We start from the raw sequence: 16,234 nt of genomic DNA on the forward strand, positions 1-16,234 counted from the left end.
GGGCGGGCCGTTAGCTCAATTGGCAGAGCAGTGGACTTTTAATCCATTGGTTGTGGGTTCGAGTCCCACACGGCCTACGCCAAACCCCAGGTCAGACATCGTCTGACCTGGGGTTTTCCTGTGCGGCGGCGACCCGGGACGATGCGCCGCCGCGCCCGTCTCCCGGGTGGGTGTCAGGCGGCGTGGGGGCCGGGGGCGGCGCTGCCTTCGTACTGGTTGAGGTTGGAGACGAGTTCGGTGAGGCCGGGGTCGGCGTCGTAGCGGCGTTGGTGCAGGGCGGCGATCTTGTCGCCGGACGCGGGGTCGGGGTCGTCGGTGACGTCGAAGGAGACGAACTTGTCGACCAGCGGCAGCCCGATCTCGTCGGTGCGGCGGTGGGCGGGGTGGATGAGGTACTCCCAGTAGCCCTCCAGGTCGGCTATCTGGAAGGTGGCGCCCCACTCGTACTCGCCGCCGTGGTCGCGGCCGACGAGGAAGGAGCGTACGGACGGGATGACCTCGCCCTGGTTGCGCAGGCTGGCGAGGGCGTCTTCGAGCTGTTCCGGCGTCGTGCCGGGCTTGATGGTGAAGCGGATGCAGTGATGGATCATCAGAGTGCTCCCTTTCCGGAGTCTTCGGAGTTCATTGCTGTGATGGATGTGGTCGGTGCGTGACGGGACCCGTCGCGGACACGCCGGACATGGCGGACACGCTGGGCTTGGCGGGTCAGACCGGCTGTAAGGGCGGCCAGGGCCGCCCCGGCCGCCATCGCCCCTCCCGTCCACGCGAACGCGGCCGCGAGGCCGGTTTCGTGGACGAGGGGCTGGAGGGCCAGCGGCGAGAGGAACTGCCCGAGGAAGATCCCCGTGACGAGCCCGCTGAGGACGCGTCCACGCCGCCCGTCGGGGGCGAGTTCGCTCAGGCGCAGGTTGAGGTTGGGCACGACGAGCCCGGCACCCGTACCGCCGACGAGCATCCCGGCCAGGACGTGGCCGACCGTGCCGGCCGTCCCGACCAGCAGCCAGCCGGTGCCCAGCAGCGCGACGCTGACGGCGGTGACCGCGGTGGTGGCCAGCCGCCGCCGCAGGTAAGGGAAGGCCAGCGCGCCGAACGCCCCGGACAGCGTGCTCCCGGCGACCACCGCCCCGACGACGCCGGGACCGCTGCCGAAATCCCGTAGCAGGAACGGCAGTTGGGTGGGCCCCATGTAGAACGCGAGCGTCGCGACGAGCGCCAGCAGGTACACACCGGCGATGCGGCCCGTGACGCCGCGCCGCGGGGGCCGCCCCCGCGGCGCGGGCTCCCCGGCACCGGAACCCGTGCCGCGCCTGCCCCGCGGATCCTCCCGCAGGGCGACGAACGCCAGGACGGCGACGGCGGCCGAAACGGCGTACAGCCAGAACGGCGCACGCCAGCCGACCCCGGCCAGGACCCCGCCCAGCGGCAGGAAGACGACCCCGCCCAGGCTCGCGAACGCCTGCTGCAACCCGAGGAACGAGGCCCGTCGCGCCCCCTCGAACCAGTCGGTGACGGTCGCGCTGACCGCCGTCATGATCCCGCCCACCGCGACGCCGAGCAGCGCCCGCGTCGCGAGCAGCACGTACAGGTCGGTGGCGAAGAATCCCGCCGTGCCGCTGACGGCGTACAGCACGAGGCCGGACACCAGCAGCGAACGTCGCCCGACACGGTCGGCGATCAGCCCGGACACCGGCGCGCTGACGGCGATGGCGAGCGAGGTGATGGTCAGTACGAAGCGGACGAGGAGCCCTCCGCCGGGTGCTTCGGCGAACTCCTCGCTCATCGCGGGCAGTCCGGGGGCGATGATCGCCGCGGCCATGAGGGTCAGCGTGGCCGAGGCCAGTACGGCGGCGCGGGCCGCGCGCGTGGGTGGTGCCTCCCGCGCCGGGGCGGGCTGTGCCGTGGTGGTGAGGGTCATGGTCACCCTTCCAGTGCCTATGTGTGGTTGACCACTCACTCTCATGGCCGAAAAAAGGGCCGCGGAGAGCGCGGTGCGGTGTGTGAGGTCACCCCCTTCCTGCGGGGATCGGCTCAGGGGTGGCGTAGCCCCTCGGACAGGGTCCGGGCCCAGGGGGCGTCCAGTTCGTGGGCGCCGAGGGCGACCACGAGGTGGCAGAGCATGCCTACGGCGAAGAACCGCTGAACCTCCGCCTCCGGTGCGCCGGAGATTCCCCGTACGTACTCGACCAGGCGCGCGTAACCAGTGCGTACCGCCTCGCGGACGGCGGGTTCGGAGGCTGCCGCGCACTGTGCGTGGAGCTGGAGCAGCAGCAGGTCGCGGTCCGAGATGAGTTGGGCGTACGCGTTGCCCATCGCGTCCAGGACTTCTCGCGCGGAACTTCCCCGCGCGGCGGCGGCTCCGTCGCCCAGGCTCTCGCGGATCCGCGTGAAGCAGTGCTCCACCACCGCTACGAACAGTGCTTCCTTGTCGGGGAAGAGACGGTAGACGTACGCCTGTGAGATGCCGGCCCGCTGGGCCACGTCCGTGGTCCTCGTGCCGAAGTAGCCGCGGTCCGCGAACGCGCTGACCGCGGTCCGCAGAACTGTCCTGCGGCGTTCGTCGGCGGTCGAGAGCTGTCGGTGCGGGGTCGGCTTTGACATGTGAGTAATAAACCACTCACAGGTGGGGGTGTCAACCGAGCCGCCCCGCGCCGCCCCGTGCCGTGCCGCGTCAGTCGTTTTCCGGGGCTGTTTCGGTGCGGGCTGTTTCGGTGCCGGTGAGGGTCCACATGGCCAGGAGGTCGAGTGCCTGTCGGGAGGCCGAGCCGGGTTCCGCGGTGTAGACGAAGAGGGTGGTGTCGGGGTCTCCGGGCAGGGTGAGCGTCTCGTACTGCACTGTCAGTTCCCCCACCAGGGCGTGGTGGAGGCGTTTGGAGCCGTGGGTGCGCTGGTGGACCCGGTGCTCTTCCCACCAGTGCGCGAATTCGGGGCTCTTCTCGCCCAGTTCCGCGATGAGGTCGTTGGTGGCCCGGTCCTCCGGGTCCCGTCCGGCCTCCAGGCGCAGGCTCTCTACGGCGGCCCGTGCCTGCTCCTCCCAGTCGAGGAACAGGGAGCGGGGTTCGTCGCCGAGGAACATCCAGCGTGCGTAGTTGCGGTGCCGGGCGGGCAGCTGGTCGAAGTCGGTGAACAGCGCCGTGGCCATGCGGGTGGCCGCCAGGACGTCGCTGCGGCGGCCGAGGACCAGGACCGGTTCGCCGTCGAACGTGTCGAGGAGCTGGCGCAGGCCGGGGCGGAGTCTCTGCACGCCGCGGCTGCGGCTGGGGCGCCGTGACGGTGTGGCCGTCACACCGAGGAGGGTGTGCAGGTAGGTGCGTCCCGCTTCGTCGAGGTTCAGGGCGCGGCAGAGCGCGTCCACGACGCCGGGCGACGGGGCGATGGGGCGTCCTTGTTCGAGCCGGGCGTAGTAGTCGCTGGAGACGCCTGCCAGGCGGGCGACCTCCTCGCGGCGCAGGCCCGGCACACGCCGCGTGCGGCTGTCCGGCGGAAGACCGGCCTGCTCGGGATCCACCTGGCCGCGCGCCTTGCGCAGAAAGCTTCCCAGCTCACGGTTGTTCTCAGCCATACCGGACAGCATCGCGCACGCACGCGAATCCCGCGTGGGTCCGCGAGTCCTAGTCAGCCCGGCCCCGCTGTCGCACAGGGCCCGCTACGGACCTCCACGGGGACCGGTGACGGGCCAGGCTGGACGTGCGTCCCCAGAACCCGGGCCGCCGCGGTCACCGAACCCCTCCTCCGGGACGGCAGACCGCGCAAACTGTCCTTCACCGGATCCACCTCCGTCGGGCGCCGCCTCCTCCTCGCGCAGGCCGCCGGCACCGTGCTGCGCACCTCGATGGAGCTGGGCGGCAACGCGCCGTTCCACCTCGTCCAGGCAGGCACGGACCCCGTCGTGGTCCGTGACGTCCAGGGTCCGCACCGTCAGATCCACGCCCTGGCGTGCGGCCTCGGCGCGCAGGACGGGCTGGAGGTCGAAGGCGGACTGGCCGGGCTCGGGGAAGAACGCGTCCAGATACACGAGTTGCCGGATGTGCCGCGGCCGCTCGTTTCCGGCACCGGCGATGACCATGCCTCCGTAGCTGTGGCCCACGAGGACCACGTCGGTGAGGTGGTGTCCGTCGATCAGCGCGACGATCTCGGCGATATGCGTGCGCAGTCCGACGCCGGGTCCGGCCGGGGCGAGCGAGGGGCACAGGACGGTGTGGCCGGACGTGCGCAGCCGGGGGGCGGCCCGGTCCCACGCCCAGCCTCCGAGCCAGGAACCGTGCACGAGAACGAAGGTGGCCATCACGCCTCGGCCTCCGCCTCCGCCTCCGCTTTGGCCTCCGCCTCGGCCTTGGCCGCCCAGGAGGAGCGGATGTCCCGCAGAACCCACTTCAGGCGGTCGTCGGGGATCAGGAACCCGCCGACTCCGGACGAGAACAGCACGTCGTACACGCGCGGGGACACCTCGCTGAGCCGCTCTCCGAAGTCCTCGTCGTCCTCCGGTCTCGCGGGGAGCAGGATGACGATGGTGTCGTCCCGCTGTTCCACCGCTTCGACGGCGAAGTCCTCGCTCGGGCTGTGGCCCGACTCCTCGCACAGCACTGCTTTCGGGTCGGCGACGAGCCTTTCCCGGTAGCCGCTGTCGTTGACGAGCCGGAGTGCGTGGACGGTGCCCGCGTCATGCTTCATGGTCGCTCCGTTCCGCGTCGGTGCCGGTGCCGGTGCCGGTCCGGGCCTCGTGGAAACTCCGGCGCATGGCCAGCAGTCCGGTCTTGAGCCGTTCGGGCAGCATCCAGACGAAGTTGTCCCCGCTGCGCCATAGGTCCATCAGGTTCACGGGCTCGTGGCGGTCGGGCTCGTCCGGCCGCTTCGCGGGTGGGACGACGTAGTACAGCGTGTCGCGCTTCTGTAGCCTGACCTGCACTTTGACCCCTGGGGGCACGTGCACGCCCATGGATGCCAGGGCGTTCAGGGGCTCGCGCTCCAGCCGCTCGGCGAGGCCCGGGTCCTCCCAGGCGCGGCGGGTGAGCGCCGCTTCGAGATCCTGGTCCTCGCTCCGGGCGGGTGCCTCGCGCCCTCTCGTGGGGAGCGCGGCGACCACCTCGACCTCCAGCAGGTATGGCGGTGCGAAGAGTGAGGACACGCCCACCAGCGTGCTCGCGGGTGCTTCCGACACACCGGCCCGCAGCGGTCCGAAGATCGCGGGCAGCAGCTCCGGGGTGTAGTCGACGACGTAGACGGTCTCTCTGACGATGTCGTTCCGGGTGGCGCCGACCGCGGCGAGCGCGGCGTCGAGGTTGCGGGCGATCTGTGCCGCCTGGGCCTCGTGGTCGCCGGGCCCCACGACCTGTCCTTCCGCGTCCCAGGCGACCTGCCCGGAGAGATGCGCGAGTCGTGTTCCGTCGACGGTGACGACCTGGGTGATCTGGTCGGAGGGGTTGTGCACGGACGGTGGATAGACGCGGCTCACGGGCATGGTCCGCTCCTACGGGCCTGGCCCGCCCCCACGACGATCACATCGGTGCCCATAGGAGTGGTCCTCTCCTAATTAATGAACATTGTTCAGTAATTACTATACTCAGACCCATGAACTCTCCGTCAAGCCCGACCAGAGGCCGCCCTCCGCGGCTCGACCGGGCCCGTACCCTCCAGACCGCGCTCGACCTGCTGAACGAGTCCGGCCTGGACACACTGACCATGCGCCGGCTCGCCGACGCGGTGGGCGCCCAGGCGGGCGCGCTGTACCGCTACTTCGCGACCAAGCAGGACCTGCTCACCGCGATGGCCGAGCGCATGGTCGAAGGCGTCGGGGCCGCCGCCGGGCCGACGGGGGACGGCGACTGGAGCGAGGGGGTGGCGCACATGGCCCGCGCGCTGCGTGCGGCCCTGCTCGCCCATCGCGACGGCGCACGCGTCTACGCCGGTACGCACTCGACCGGCCCGAACACCCTGGGCTTCGCCGACAGCCTCGTCGGCGTACTGCGAGAGGCGGGCTTCGACGACGGCGAAGCGGCGCGGGCGCTCTACGCGGTGGTCAACTTCACCGTCGGCCACACGCTGGAGGAACAGGCCGCCCTCCAGCCGGAGGGCGAAGGACCCCCCGCTGATGCGGGGGGTCTCCACGACGCGGTGGTGGCAGGGGCCTATCCACACCTCTCCGCCACCCTGCCGGTGCTCACCAGTACGGACTTCACGGCGCACTTCGAGTTCGGACTGCGGCTGCTCCTGGACGGGCTGCGCGCTGTGCGGCAGTGAGCCCACGGGTGGCTGCTCGCGGGGCGTGGGCCTGACGACGGCGCGTTCCGCCGTGGGGAGTGGGGAGTGGGGGTGGGGGTTGTCAGCGCCCGGCGAGCGCCCGGCCGGCGTCGCGCGCTGCGGTGAGCGCCCCGGTGTGCTGCTGCTGGGCGAGGTCGCGCAGGTCCTCCATGCCGGGGGTGGTGGCGGCGAGGGTGAGTTCGCGCTTGATCACGGTCAGCTCCGCCTGCCAGAGGTCGGCGAGGATCCGCTCCAGGTAGGGGGTGGAGTGGTCCCAGCCCTCGCGCGGGGTGCCGGGGCCGTAGCCGCCGCCCAGGGTGGTGGCCAGCACGGTGGGGGTGCCCTTGAGCAGCGGGGTGGTGGCGCCCGCGCCCGCGATGACGAGGTCCACCCAGGTCTTGAAGTGCTGGGAGACGCCGTAGTTGTAGAGCGGTACGGCCAGGATCGCGGCGTCCGCGCTCTGCACCTCCTCGGCCAGGACCGCGCTCAGGGCCAGCGCCTCGCGCTGGGCCGGGGTGCGCTCGGCTTCGGGAGTGAAGCCCGCGGTGGTGGCGAGCGTCCAGGCGTCGGCGGGCAGCGCGTCGGTGCCGAGGTGGCGCCTGGTCACCGTGCCCTCGGGGTGGGCCGAGGTCCACTCGGCCTCGGAGGCGTCGGCGATCTCGGCGCCGGCGGAGGCGCCGGGCAGGATGCTGGCGTCCAAACGGAACAGGTTCATGGTCGTGGTCCTCCGGAAGGGAGCGGTCGTGAGTGGGTGGGGCCGTGCTGTGCTGCGTCGTGTCCTGGGGCGGTGACGAACCGGAGGTGCCGCATACCGGTCGCGGCGCCGTCCACGAGAGCATAAACGGACTTTACCCCGCTTCGTATTCCTGCCTGTAGATTGACGTCCGTGGACCGCCCCGTAGTGCCCTTCGGAAAGCCGCGCGCCGAGCGCGCCGATGCGGTGCGCAACCGTGAGCACCTGCTGCGAGCCGCCCGCGAGATGCTCGCGGAGCAGGGCGTGGACAAGGTCACGATGGACGGCCTCGCCGAGCGTGCCGGGCTCGGCAAGGGCACCGTCTTCCGCCGCTTCGGCACCCGCGCCGGCATCTTCCGGGCGCTGCTCGACGCGGACGAGCGGCGCTTCCAGGAGCAGGTGATGTCAGGGCCCCCGCCGCTGGGCCCCGGCGCCGAGCCCGCCGAACGCCTGATCGCCTACGGCCGCGCCCGCATCGCCTTCCTGCTGGACCACCAGGCCATCGCGCGGGCCGCCATCGACCGCAACCGGCCGGCGCCGGTCGGCGACGCGTCGGTCACCCAGCTCCACATCCGCATGCTGCTCCCCAAGGCAGCCCCGATGCCGGACCTGGACGGTGTCGCGGTCCAGCTCACCGCCGCCCTTGAGGGCCCCCTGCTGCTCTACCTGTCGCGCCCCGGCACCGACACGGGCCTGACGGCCGAGGCCGACGACTTCCTCGGCGACGCCTGGCAGACCCTGATCGAACGCCTGGTGCGCTGACCTGGACCGGTGGCCTTGGTCGTGAGTTCGAGCCCCACACGGCCTACCGGCAAGATGCTCTATACAGGGCGTAGAACGGCGATGCCGGGGCCCGGCCACTTACCCTGGCCGGGCCCCGTCGCTGTCAGGAAGCCTCTTGCGTGTCCGATATGAGCGCGATCGTCGAGTGGCGCAGTGCCGGCTTCACACGCGGTATTAGGATCGGTTCTCATGCCGAAGTCTGACGCACTGCTTGTCGACATTGCCACTCTGGTGGAGTCCGGGCACAGCAATCAGATGTCTCTGACCGTGGTCGCCGGTGGCGCTGTCATCACGGGGCGGCTGGCTCCCCAAGCCGTCTGGCGGCAGCGGGTGTCGGAGGTTCTGGCGGACTCGGCCAGCTTGGGTGACTTCTCCGCCGTTTTCGCTGCGATGCGCGACGAGGGCCCGCCCGAGCATCTGCATTTCCATGTGGCGCGAATTCTGCAGGGCACGGTGGGGATTCCGGAGACGGGCGGGATGTACCGCGTGGCGATCGAGGACATCAGTGCCTGGACCATGGGCGACTTCAGCTACTCCGACCACTGATCCGCTGCCGCGCCGGGAAACCTGCCGTGCACGTGGTGAGGGGCCGACCGGAATACTCCGGTCGGCCCCTCACCGCTGTGTGGACGGCGCCACGCGCCTGCCTGCCGGTCAGACGGCCGCAGGGGTGCCGAGCATGGCGGAAGCCTCTTGCCAGGGGGTGAGCACACGCGTGGGCGCGGTGGCCCGGGGAAGGTCGCGGCAGGTGAAGCCGAGCCGGTTCATGGCCCGGAGCACTTCGGCGGCACTGAAATCGCGGCGGTCCTGGCGTGTGACGACCTCGCCGACCTGTTTGACGGGGTAGGTGCGGCGCCCGATGATCACGGACTCGCCGAGGACTTCCTCAGGCTTGACGCCCTTCATCGATTGCAGAACGCCGGCCTTGGTGAGGTCGAAAGGGAAGCGGGCGATGACACAGCGCATGGTGATGCCTCACGGGGAGAAGGACGAAGGGGGTGGTGCGGCCGTGGCTGAGGCTGTTCAGCGGGCGAGGGCGAGAGCGAGGGCGGGGACGCCCGGAGCGCTGCCGAGTTCATCGACCACGGGCAGGGCGTCGAGCCGTCGGTAGCGCATCGCGCGCCGGGCTCTGCTCATGGCCGTCGCGGGAGAGGCGGACGGGCCTATGCCGCCGCGTCGAAGGAGGACCGCCGTGCCGCGGCGCGCCGGGCGCCCGAGGCGGGGCTGCGTCGGCCACGTGAGCCCGAGCTGCGCTTGCGCCGCTCGGCCGCCACCGGTGCGGTGATCGTCACGGGGACGCCGGAGGGCGTTCGGGCGCCGGTGATCCGGCTGAGCGCCTCTTCGCCGGAGCGGACCTGGGTGGTCTGGGAGACGATGCCGGCGGCCGCCATGAGGCGGGTCACGTCGCGGCGCTGGTGGGGGGTGACCAGGGTGACGACGCTGCCGGATTCGCCGGCGCGCGCGGTACGGCCGCTGCGATGGAGGTAGTCCTTGTGGTCGGTCGGCGGGTCGATGTTGACGACGAGGTCGAGGTTGTCCACGTGGATGCCGCGGGCGGCGACGTTCGTGGCCACCAGCACGGAGACGTGCCCGGTCTTGAACTGGGCCAGGGTCCGGGTGCGCTGCGGCTGTGACTTCCCGCCGTGCAGCGCCGCGGCCCTTACTCCGCTGTTCAGCAGGTCCTGCGTCAGCCGGTCGACGGCGTGCTTGGTGTCCAAGAACATGATCACCCGGCCCTCGCGCGCTGCGATCTCCGTCGTCGTCCGGTGCTTGTCGGCGCCGTGGACGTGCAGCACGTGATGCTCCATCGTGGTCACCGCACCTGCGGACGGGTCGACGGAGTGGACGACCGGGTCGGTGAGGTAGCGGCGGACCAAGAGGTCGACGTTGCGGTCGAGGGTGGCGGAGAACAGCATCCGCTGGCCCTCGGGGCGCACCTGGTCCAGGAGCGCGGTGACCTGGGGCATGAAGCCCATGTCGGCCATCTGGTCGGCCTCGTCCAGGACGGTGATCGCGACCTGGCCGAGACGGCAGTCCCCGCGCTCGATGAGGTCCTTGAGCCGTCCCGGCGTCGCGACGACGACCTCGGCGCCACCGCGCAGCGCATTGGCCTGCTTGCCGATCGACATGCCGCCGACGACGGTGGCCAGGCGCAGCTTCACCGAGCGGGCGTAGGGGGTGAGTGCGTCGGTCACCTGCTGGGCCAGCTCACGCGTCGGCACGAGGACCAGGGCCAGCGGCTGGCGGGGCTCGGCGCGCTGTCCGGCGGTGCGGGCCAGCAGAGCCAGTCCGAAAGCGAGAGTCTTGCCCGAACCGGTGCGCCCGCGCCCCAGGGCATCACGGCCCGCGAGGGTATTGGGCAGCGTCGCGCCCTGGATCGGGAACGGAACGCTCATCCCTTGGGCGGTCAGCGTCGCGCTGAGCTGCTCGGGCATGTCGAGGTCGGCGAACGCCTCCACCGCGGGCAGAGCGGGAGTGACCGTCTCCGGCAGGGCGAACTCGCCCTGAACCGCCGCGGGCCGCCTGCCCTGACCACCGGAGCGACCCTGACCCCTGGGGCGGCTCGGCCCCCCTGAACGGCTCGGGGCGGGGGAGCCGAAGCGGTCGCCCCGCTTCGGACCGGCGCCGGAGCCGAAGGCGGGGCCGTTGCCCCGACGGGGGCGGGAGGAGCGGCTGTTCGTACGTGTGGGGTTCATTGGGAACCTTCCTTGATATGGCACGTATCAAGGAATTCCCGCGACGGAAGAGAAGTGCGGGGAACCACAAGAACGGGCCGAATGGAATGGGAAAAAAATCTGACGTGCAGCGCAGCGCTGCACTGCGCAGGAAACTGAATCGGTGACATTCCGTGGATGTCACATCCAGGACGTGACCGACGGAGCTGCGGAGAGGAGCGCATCCCGGGGAAATCCGCGGCGGGCTCCGTGGTCCCAGGTGGCAGCGTCAGGCCGGAACGATGTTCTCGGCTGCGGGACCCTTCTGGGTCGGTGTGATGTCGAAGGTGACCTTCTGGCCTTCGAGCAGCTCACGGAAGCCCTGGGCGGCGATGTTCGAGAAGTGGGCGAACACGTCGGCACCGCCGCCGTCCTGCTCGATGAAGCCAAAGCCCTTGGCTGCGTTGAACCATTTCACGGTTCCTGATGCCACGTCATATCTCCTTCAGGGCGGTACGCCGGGGCCCGCGATGAGCGGGTTCCTGGTCGCCGCGATGATGCCCTGTCCGGAAAAGTGACCGGCAATACAAAAACGCCTCCAGGGACCGAGAATTCCGGTGAAGGCGTCTGAAGCTTCGGGAACCACAACCGCAACTGACACCGACCGTAGCACGAGGTGAAGGCCCGCGTGCGGTAAATAATTCCGCTCTGTTGGATGCGGTAAAAACACTCCTCGCCAGGCGCGTTGAACCCTTTCCTCGCCGCTACAGGTATTGGCCTGCCCGGAGTGCAGCGTTCCAAGAAGAGCGGTCGCGCGAATGGTTCACCCGTATGGGGGGACATGGCCGGCCCGGGAGCGGGCAGCAGCGGTCGATGGGACGAATCACCAATATTGAACGTGCAATGGAGCGCTGGACATCCACGGCCTGGTCCGTGGTGCGCCGCCCGAAAAGGCAGAAGCCGATGGAGGTGGTGGCGATGCTGCGCCGGGAGTGCGATGTGAACGCCATGATCCTCGGCCGGGGCCGGACGCTGGTGCCCAACCACTTCACCATCGAGCTGCCGTCCTCAAGCCACCGTCGACTCTCCACCAGTGACGATGAGTTGCTTCCGCAGCTCGCTGCCCAGGTGCGCAGCTACGCCGCCGAGCAGCACTACCACTTCGCTGGGCCGGTCACCGTCGCCCTGCACTCGCACTCCGAGTCGGGGCCCGCCCGCTACCGGGTACGCAGTCACCTCACCCCGGCCCGCGCCCCGGCGCCGCCCGTCGACGACTCCACCAGGGCCCTCCCCGTCGTGTCACCCCCGACCACCCGCACCACCGGCCGCGCCTGGCCCCATCTCCGGCGTCCCGCGGGTGCCTGATGGCCCGCCAGGCCACGCCCCTGCCGTCGGCGGGGGCACCTATCTGTACCGGGTGGAGAACCCCGGATGCCCCCTCGGAGAAAATCTGTGATCACGAGAGTAGACATACGGCGGTGCAGGAGGTAGTGTTTCTCTCGTACTCGCAGAGATCGAAAGCGCGGGGCAGATGACGAACTGCCCCGCCCAGGGGCCCTGGTGCCGTAACGGCGCCAGGGCCCCTTGACGCGCGTTTCCCGAGAGGTGCCAGTGGCCGCAGACAACCCCACCCCGTCGAGCAACCTTGACGACGACGACTACCCCGCCTACACCATGGGCCGTGCCGCCGACATGCTCGGCACCACGCCCGCCTTCCTGCGTGCCCTCGGCGAAGCCAAGCTGATCGTGCCGCTGCGTTCGGAGGGCGGACACCGCCGCTACTCCCGCTATCAACTGCGGCTCGCCACCCGGGCCCGCGAACTGGTCGACCAGGGAACCTCCATCGAGGCCGCCTGCCGCATCATCATCCTCGAAGACCAGCTCGAAGAGGCAAAGCGCATCAACGTCGAATACCGCCGTGCCGCATCCCAGGACGCCACCGGAGACTGACCCGACGGTTCCCGGGGGGCGGGCGGCTCATGAGACCGCGCCGCCCGGGGACGCGGTGACCAGTCGCAGTGCCCGCCCGCCGACGAGGGGTGCGGTGAGGATGACGGTGCGGCCCTCGTGCTCCAGGGCCTTGCCGATACGGGCATGGCGGGCATGCCACCAGCGCCGGGGCGCGAGGAGTGCGGACGCGCAGTCGCGTGTCCCGCCGTCCACCGCGATCCGTTCGCCCTTCTCGCGCAGGCGCAGGGGGTGGCATGCGTGTGCGGTGAGGAGGATGGCGCACGACGGGGCCCGCGAGGTCGTCGAGGGGCACGCCCCCCGATCTGACCGGTCCCGGTACCGGCCGGTGACTTCGCACGATCCCTGACCGGGCTGACCGGGTGCGCGGCCCGCTCAGTAGGCGGCCGTCGGCCCGAGTGGCTCGGCTGGTCCGGGTGGCTCGGGTGACGGGAGGCGGCGGAGGACCACGACGACCATGTCGTCGCCGATCGTCGGCGCCCACCGGGCCACGTCGTCCTGGAGGAACGTGACGATCTCGGCCGGGACGGCGCCCCGCCCCTCGAAGCAGCCGGGGCCGCCGGGGCCGCCGGACCCGCCGGGCTCGTCGGCGGGGCGGCAGAAGTGGTCGTTCAGCCGTTGCCGCAGCGGATAGAACGCGCCGTCACGGCCGCGTGCCTCGGTCACCCCGTCGGAGTACGCCACCAGCATGTCGCCGACGGGCATCGGGAACCCCTCGGCGCGCTCCGTCCCCTCGGACAGGTCGCCGAGTCCCAGCGGCAGCCCTGGGGTGGCGGTCAGCGGGGTCGCGCCGTCGGGGGCGAGGCGCAGCAGGGGCGGGTGGCCGCGATCGAGCACCCGGACCTCCTCCGCGTCCCCGGGGAACTCCATCAGCACGGCGGTGGCGAACAGTTCGTCGTCCGGGCCCGTGTCCCCCGGCAGCGCGCCGTCCCCCGGCGGTCCCGCGCCGCCGGGCACCGTCGCGTCCTCGCGGTCCAGCGCCATCGCCATCTCGATACGGTCGGCGACCTCGGCCAGATCCTCGCAGGTCACGGCCGCCTCGCGGAAGGAGGCCATGATCGTGGCGACGGTGCCCGTCGCGCCGATGCCCTTGCCGCGTACGTCGCCGACGAGCACGCGTACGCCGTACGGGGTCTGCCGGACGCTGTAGAGGTCGCCGCCGATCAGGGCCTCGTCGTCGGCTGCCCGGTAGAAGCCCGCCACGCGGACGGGCCCGATCCGCTCGGGCAGGGGCCGCAGCAGCGCGAGCTGCGCCGCCTGGGCCACCGCGCGGACCTGGGTGAGTTGGCGCACCGTCCGCTCGCGCGCCACGGACAGCAGCGTGACGAGCCCCGCGACGACGAGCAGGGTGACGAGGGAGCCCACGATGTGCGGGTTGTAGGCGGAGCCCTGGCTGATGTCGAGCACGGCCAGCACCAGCACGCACAGGGCGCCCACCGCTGCGGTGCCGAGGGGGCGGTAGAGGAGCGCGGCCAGCAGGACTGCGGCGCTGAGCAGCGAGCCGAAGAAGTACTTCGGGGGCGCCGCCTCCTCCAGGGTCACGGCCAGCACGATCAGTACGGGCGGCAGCAGCCCGAACCAGGCGGGCGGCCACTTCGGGGCGCGGAGGTGCACGACGGCTCTGCCGGTTCCCACGCGCGCCGCTCCCTTCCGCCCCGTACCGCTCGCCGCTCGCCGTCCGCCTCGCGCGGGGCCCCGCCGCGAGCCCCGCCTCCAGTGGAACGTGCCGGGGCGCCGGGCGCTCACGGAGTGCGGCGAACGTGTGGCGGCGCCCTCAGCTGTCGACCCGGCCGGGGGGCCGCAAGGGGGGAGCGATTGGAGCAGGTCAAGTGGCCGAGCGCGTCATCACGAGTCAGATTGGGACAGTGGCGGACCAGAGAGCGGGCAGGGGCAGGGGCAGCGGAAAGGACGGGAGGCACGGGAGGCACGGGAAGGGCCGAAGGAGCAGGACCAGCGGCAGCCGCAGGGAGACCGTGCTCGCCGAAGGCCCCGTCGGCGGCTCCGGCAGGCGCTGCATCCCCTTCCTCCTGTTGCCCCTCCTGATGCTCGCCCTCGGCATCGTCCTGAGCGCCACCACCTTCTCCGAGATCACGGGCGCCCCCTTCTTCGCCGCCGCGCCGCTGGTGACAGCGCCCTTCTGCACTCGTCGGGCGACGATCGGCACGGGGCTCATAGCCACCGCCCTCTTCGCGGCGCTGCTCCTGCTGGACGGCTCGTCGGACCTTCTCGAAGTCTCGATGCGCACTCTCACTGTCGCCACCGTCTCCGCGCTCGCCGTCTTCATCAGCGGCATCGTGCGCCGTAGCGGCGCGGCCCTGGACTCCGCGCGGATCATCGCGGAGGCGGCCCAGCGCGCTGTGCTGCCGCTGCCGCCTCCGCGCATCGGACGGCTGGAGTTCGCGGCGCGCTACAAGGCCGCGCAGACCGGCGCCCGTATCGGCGGGGACCTCTACGCGGTCCAGGAGACCCCGCACGGGACCCGGATGCTCGTCGGGGACGTGCGGGGGAAGGGGCTCGGGGCCGTGGAGGCGGTCGTCATCGTCATCGGCGCGTTCCGTGAGGCGGCCGAGCAGGAGGACACGCTGGAGGCGGTCGCGGGCCGCCTGGAGGGCGCGCTGCGGCGCGAGGGGGACCGCAGGAGGGGGCTCGACCAGTACGAGGGGTTCACGACGGCCGTCCTCGTCGAGGTGCCCGCCGAGGACCCGGGCGTGCTCCGCGTCGTGAACCGCGGCCACCCGGCGCCGCTGCTGCTGAAGTCCGACGGGTTCCCCAGCTACATCGAGCCCAGGGTCCCCGCGCTGCCGCTGGGGATGCCCGAGCTGGGCGAGTGGCCCGACCGCGCGGACGAGGTGCCCTTCCCGCCCGGCGCGCATCTCCTGCTCTACACGGACGGCCTGTCCGAGGCGCGGGGCGAGGGGAGCGGCGTCTTCTACGAGCCCTCGCGCCGCCTGGCCGGGTGCGCCTTCGACGGTCCGGACGGGCTGCTGGACGCGCTGGTCGCGGACGTGGAGGCGTACACGGGCGGACGGATCACGGACGACATGGCGCTGCTGGTGGCGCGGCGCAGGGGGAGGACGTGACGCCGACGTGAAGACGGAGAAGGAGGGGAAGTGAAGACGAGGCGGGGACGGGAGGGGGGAGTTGTGGAGCGGTTCAAGACAGCTTTCCAGCCTGATGTTTCGTCACTCTCCGCGATCCGGCGCCCCAATTCGGGTAATTCCTGCCCCTGATTGCCCCTGTCTGCCCGGGAAAGTGCAGGGCAACGGCGACTACGAATTCACCGGAACAGCTTGGAATTCGGCCCGCGACTCTATTAACGTTCGATAACGCAGCGCGGTCGTCACAGCCGTCACGAGAGTCGGCACCGTGCGCCGTCGCCGAATCCCGTACGTGCGTCAACGCGAGTCACCACTCGACGCGAAGCGCACCGAGGGAACCGGGGAACCACCACTTCTCGGCCGTCGTCAGCCGTCGGCGAGGGGGGTCTCTCACCGGTCGGCCCACACCGGGGCCGCCCTCCGAGGGATGGGGTGAATCGGACTCTCCCGCCCATGTTCCATGTGCGGGCGCTTCCGTAGGAGACCTTCCTGCTCCGAACCCGTCAGCTAACCCGGTAGGCGAGAAGGAAGGAAAGGAGTGCGCCCCCCGTGGCGTCCAAGAGGCATGCCCCCGAGGCCTCGTACGAGCCGTCCTTCGGCGGTTCACCGTCGTACGGCGCGTCCTACGACAGCCGGCCGCCCCACGGCGGCGACCACTTCGGCCACGGCTACGGCTTTGGCCAAGACCACGGCACACCCGGCTACGGCCACGGCACATTCGACGCGTACGGCAACTACGACGCGCTGGGCCGTCCCGACGCGCT

At 71.1% G+C, this 16,234-nt stretch carries 18 protein-coding genes, 1 tRNA gene, 2 pseudogenes and 1 riboswitch; of the genes and pseudogenes, 8 read left to right on the forward strand and 13 right to left on the reverse strand.

Annotated elements, in window-relative coordinates; all coding sequences use genetic code 11:
• Positions 1 to 4: 4 nt before the first annotated feature.
• A tRNA-Lys gene (locus tag ACWGJ2_RS29810) sits at positions 5 to 77 on the forward strand.
• Positions 78 to 173: 96 nt separating this feature from the next.
• On the opposite strand, the gene ACWGJ2_RS29815 is transcribed toward ACWGJ2_RS29810, so the two are convergent.
• The 4 genes from ACWGJ2_RS29815 to ACWGJ2_RS29830 form a co-directional block, all read right to left on the reverse strand.
• Entirely contained in the window at positions 174 to 590 is a 417-nt protein-coding gene (locus ACWGJ2_RS29815) for a Dabb family protein (protein ID WP_453349373.1), read from the reverse strand.
• Positions 590 to 1,915: an MFS transporter gene (locus ACWGJ2_RS29820; protein ID WP_453349374.1), complete on the reverse strand. Its 1,326-nt coding sequence runs from the start codon at positions 1,913 to 1,915 to the stop codon at positions 590 to 592. The genes ACWGJ2_RS29815 and ACWGJ2_RS29820 overlap by 1 nt, the downstream gene beginning before the upstream one ends.
• 113 nt (positions 1,916 to 2,028) lie before the next feature.
• On the reverse strand, positions 2,029 to 2,598 hold the full coding sequence (locus ACWGJ2_RS29825) for a TetR/AcrR family transcriptional regulator (RefSeq protein WP_453349375.1): 570 nt from the start codon (positions 2,596 to 2,598) through the stop codon (positions 2,029 to 2,031).
• A gap of 70 nt (positions 2,599 to 2,668) precedes the next feature.
• A complete protein-coding gene (locus tag ACWGJ2_RS29830) occupies positions 2,669 to 3,559 on the reverse strand; it encodes a helix-turn-helix transcriptional regulator (protein ID WP_453349376.1) in 891 nt (296 codons plus the stop codon).
• Positions 3,560 to 3,688: 129 nt separating this feature from the next.
• Here ACWGJ2_RS29830 and ACWGJ2_RS29835 point away from each other — a divergent pair.
• A pseudogene (locus tag ACWGJ2_RS29835) lies at positions 3,689 to 3,856 on the forward strand (aldehyde dehydrogenase family protein); the annotation flags it as partial.
• An 18-nt stretch (positions 3,857 to 3,874) separates the two neighbouring features.
• On the opposite strand, the pseudogene ACWGJ2_RS29840 reads toward ACWGJ2_RS29835, so the two are convergent.
• The 3 genes and pseudogenes from ACWGJ2_RS29840 to ACWGJ2_RS29850 all read right to left on the reverse strand — a co-directional run.
• Positions 3,875 to 4,282, reverse strand: a pseudogene (locus ACWGJ2_RS29840) (alpha/beta fold hydrolase); the annotation flags it as partial.
• Complete coding sequence (locus ACWGJ2_RS29845; RefSeq protein ID WP_453349377.1) at positions 4,282 to 4,668, reverse strand: hypothetical protein; 387 nt, start codon at positions 4,666 to 4,668, stop codon at positions 4,282 to 4,284. The pseudogene ACWGJ2_RS29840 and the gene ACWGJ2_RS29845, both read right to left, overlap by 1 nt.
• Positions 4,658 to 5,455: a Rid family hydrolase gene (locus ACWGJ2_RS29850; RefSeq protein WP_453349378.1), complete on the reverse strand. Its 798-nt coding sequence runs from the start codon at positions 5,453 to 5,455 to the stop codon at positions 4,658 to 4,660. The genes ACWGJ2_RS29845 and ACWGJ2_RS29850 overlap by 11 nt, the downstream gene beginning before the upstream one ends.
• A gap of 110 nt (positions 5,456 to 5,565) precedes the next feature.
• On the opposite strand from ACWGJ2_RS29850, the gene ACWGJ2_RS29855 reads away from it, so the two are divergent.
• The gene (locus ACWGJ2_RS29855) at positions 5,566 to 6,234 is read left to right on the forward strand and encodes a TetR/AcrR family transcriptional regulator (protein ID WP_453349379.1); all 669 of its coding nucleotides are present in this window, start codon (positions 5,566 to 5,568) and stop codon (positions 6,232 to 6,234) included.
• 82 nt (positions 6,235 to 6,316) lie between these two features.
• On the opposite strand, the gene ACWGJ2_RS29860 is transcribed toward ACWGJ2_RS29855, so the two are convergent.
• Positions 6,317 to 6,949 (reverse strand): FMN-dependent NADH-azoreductase, encoded by a 633-nt coding sequence (locus tag ACWGJ2_RS29860; RefSeq protein WP_453349380.1) that lies wholly within the window; start codon positions 6,947 to 6,949, stop codon positions 6,317 to 6,319.
• Between the two features lie 171 nt (positions 6,950 to 7,120).
• On the opposite strand from ACWGJ2_RS29860, the gene ACWGJ2_RS29865 reads away from it, so the two are divergent.
• The gene (locus ACWGJ2_RS29865) at positions 7,121 to 7,729 is read left to right on the forward strand and encodes a TetR/AcrR family transcriptional regulator (protein WP_453349381.1); all 609 of its coding nucleotides are present in this window, start codon (positions 7,121 to 7,123) and stop codon (positions 7,727 to 7,729) included.
• 210 nt (positions 7,730 to 7,939) lie between these two features.
• Positions 7,940 to 8,296 carry a hypothetical protein gene (locus ACWGJ2_RS29870; protein ID WP_453349382.1) on the forward strand — a complete coding sequence of 119 codons (357 nt, stop codon included), beginning with the start codon at positions 7,940 to 7,942 and terminating at the stop codon, positions 8,294 to 8,296.
• 108 nt (positions 8,297 to 8,404) lie between these two features.
• Here the strand turns inward: ACWGJ2_RS29870 and ACWGJ2_RS29875 are convergent, their stop codons facing one another.
• The 3 genes from ACWGJ2_RS29875 to ACWGJ2_RS29885 all read right to left on the reverse strand — a co-directional run bounded on the left by ACWGJ2_RS29875 (position 8,405) and on the right by ACWGJ2_RS29885 (position 10,897).
• A complete protein-coding gene (locus tag ACWGJ2_RS29875) occupies positions 8,405 to 8,716 on the reverse strand; it encodes an SCO5918 family protein (protein ID WP_453349383.1) in 312 nt (103 codons plus the stop codon).
• A 197-nt stretch (positions 8,717 to 8,913) separates the two neighbouring features.
• Positions 8,914 to 10,446 carry a DEAD/DEAH box helicase gene (locus tag ACWGJ2_RS29880; RefSeq protein WP_453349384.1) on the reverse strand — a complete coding sequence of 511 codons (1,533 nt, stop codon included), beginning with the start codon at positions 10,444 to 10,446 and terminating at the stop codon, positions 8,914 to 8,916.
• A 247-nt stretch (positions 10,447 to 10,693) separates the two neighbouring features.
• Positions 10,694 to 10,897 carry a cold-shock protein gene (locus ACWGJ2_RS29885; protein WP_453349385.1) on the reverse strand — a complete coding sequence of 68 codons (204 nt, stop codon included), beginning with the start codon at positions 10,895 to 10,897 and terminating at the stop codon, positions 10,694 to 10,696.
• Positions 10,898 to 11,277: 380 nt separating this feature from the next.
• Here ACWGJ2_RS29885 and ACWGJ2_RS29890 point away from each other — a divergent pair, with 380 nt between their 5' ends.
• Together ACWGJ2_RS29890 and ACWGJ2_RS29895 are read left to right on the forward strand one after the other, a co-directional pair.
• On the forward strand, positions 11,278 to 11,769 hold the full coding sequence (locus ACWGJ2_RS29890; RefSeq protein ID WP_453349386.1) for a DUF3662 domain-containing protein: 492 nt from the start codon (positions 11,278 to 11,280) through the stop codon (positions 11,767 to 11,769).
• A gap of 246 nt (positions 11,770 to 12,015) precedes the next feature.
• Positions 12,016 to 12,354, forward strand: coding sequence for a helix-turn-helix domain-containing protein (locus ACWGJ2_RS29895; protein WP_453349387.1), 339 nt, complete (start codon positions 12,016 to 12,018; stop codon positions 12,352 to 12,354).
• Positions 12,355 to 12,381: 27 nt separating this feature from the next.
• Here ACWGJ2_RS29895 and ACWGJ2_RS29900 read toward each other — a convergent pair whose 3' ends face one another.
• Together ACWGJ2_RS29900 and ACWGJ2_RS29905 are read right to left on the reverse strand one after the other, a co-directional pair.
• Positions 12,382 to 12,567: a hypothetical protein gene (locus ACWGJ2_RS29900; protein ID WP_453349388.1), complete on the reverse strand. Its 186-nt coding sequence runs from the start codon at positions 12,565 to 12,567 to the stop codon at positions 12,382 to 12,384.
• A 180-nt stretch (positions 12,568 to 12,747) separates the two neighbouring features.
• Positions 12,748 to 14,007 (reverse strand): PP2C family protein-serine/threonine phosphatase, encoded by a 1,260-nt coding sequence (locus tag ACWGJ2_RS29905; protein ID WP_453349389.1) that lies wholly within the window; start codon positions 14,005 to 14,007, stop codon positions 12,748 to 12,750.
• 338 nt (positions 14,008 to 14,345) lie between these two features.
• Between ACWGJ2_RS29905 and ACWGJ2_RS29910 the strand changes: the two genes are divergently transcribed.
• On the forward strand, positions 14,346 to 15,452 hold the full coding sequence (locus tag ACWGJ2_RS29910; protein WP_453349390.1) for a PP2C family protein-serine/threonine phosphatase: 1,107 nt from the start codon (positions 14,346 to 14,348) through the stop codon (positions 15,450 to 15,452).
• Positions 15,453 to 15,778: 326 nt separating this feature from the next.
• Positions 15,779 to 16,006, forward strand: a riboswitch (cyclic di-AMP (ydaO/yuaA leader).
• The last annotated feature ends 228 nt before the right edge of the window (positions 16,007 to 16,234 follow it).

The organism is Streptomyces sp. NPDC054796, from assembly GCF_053611545.1.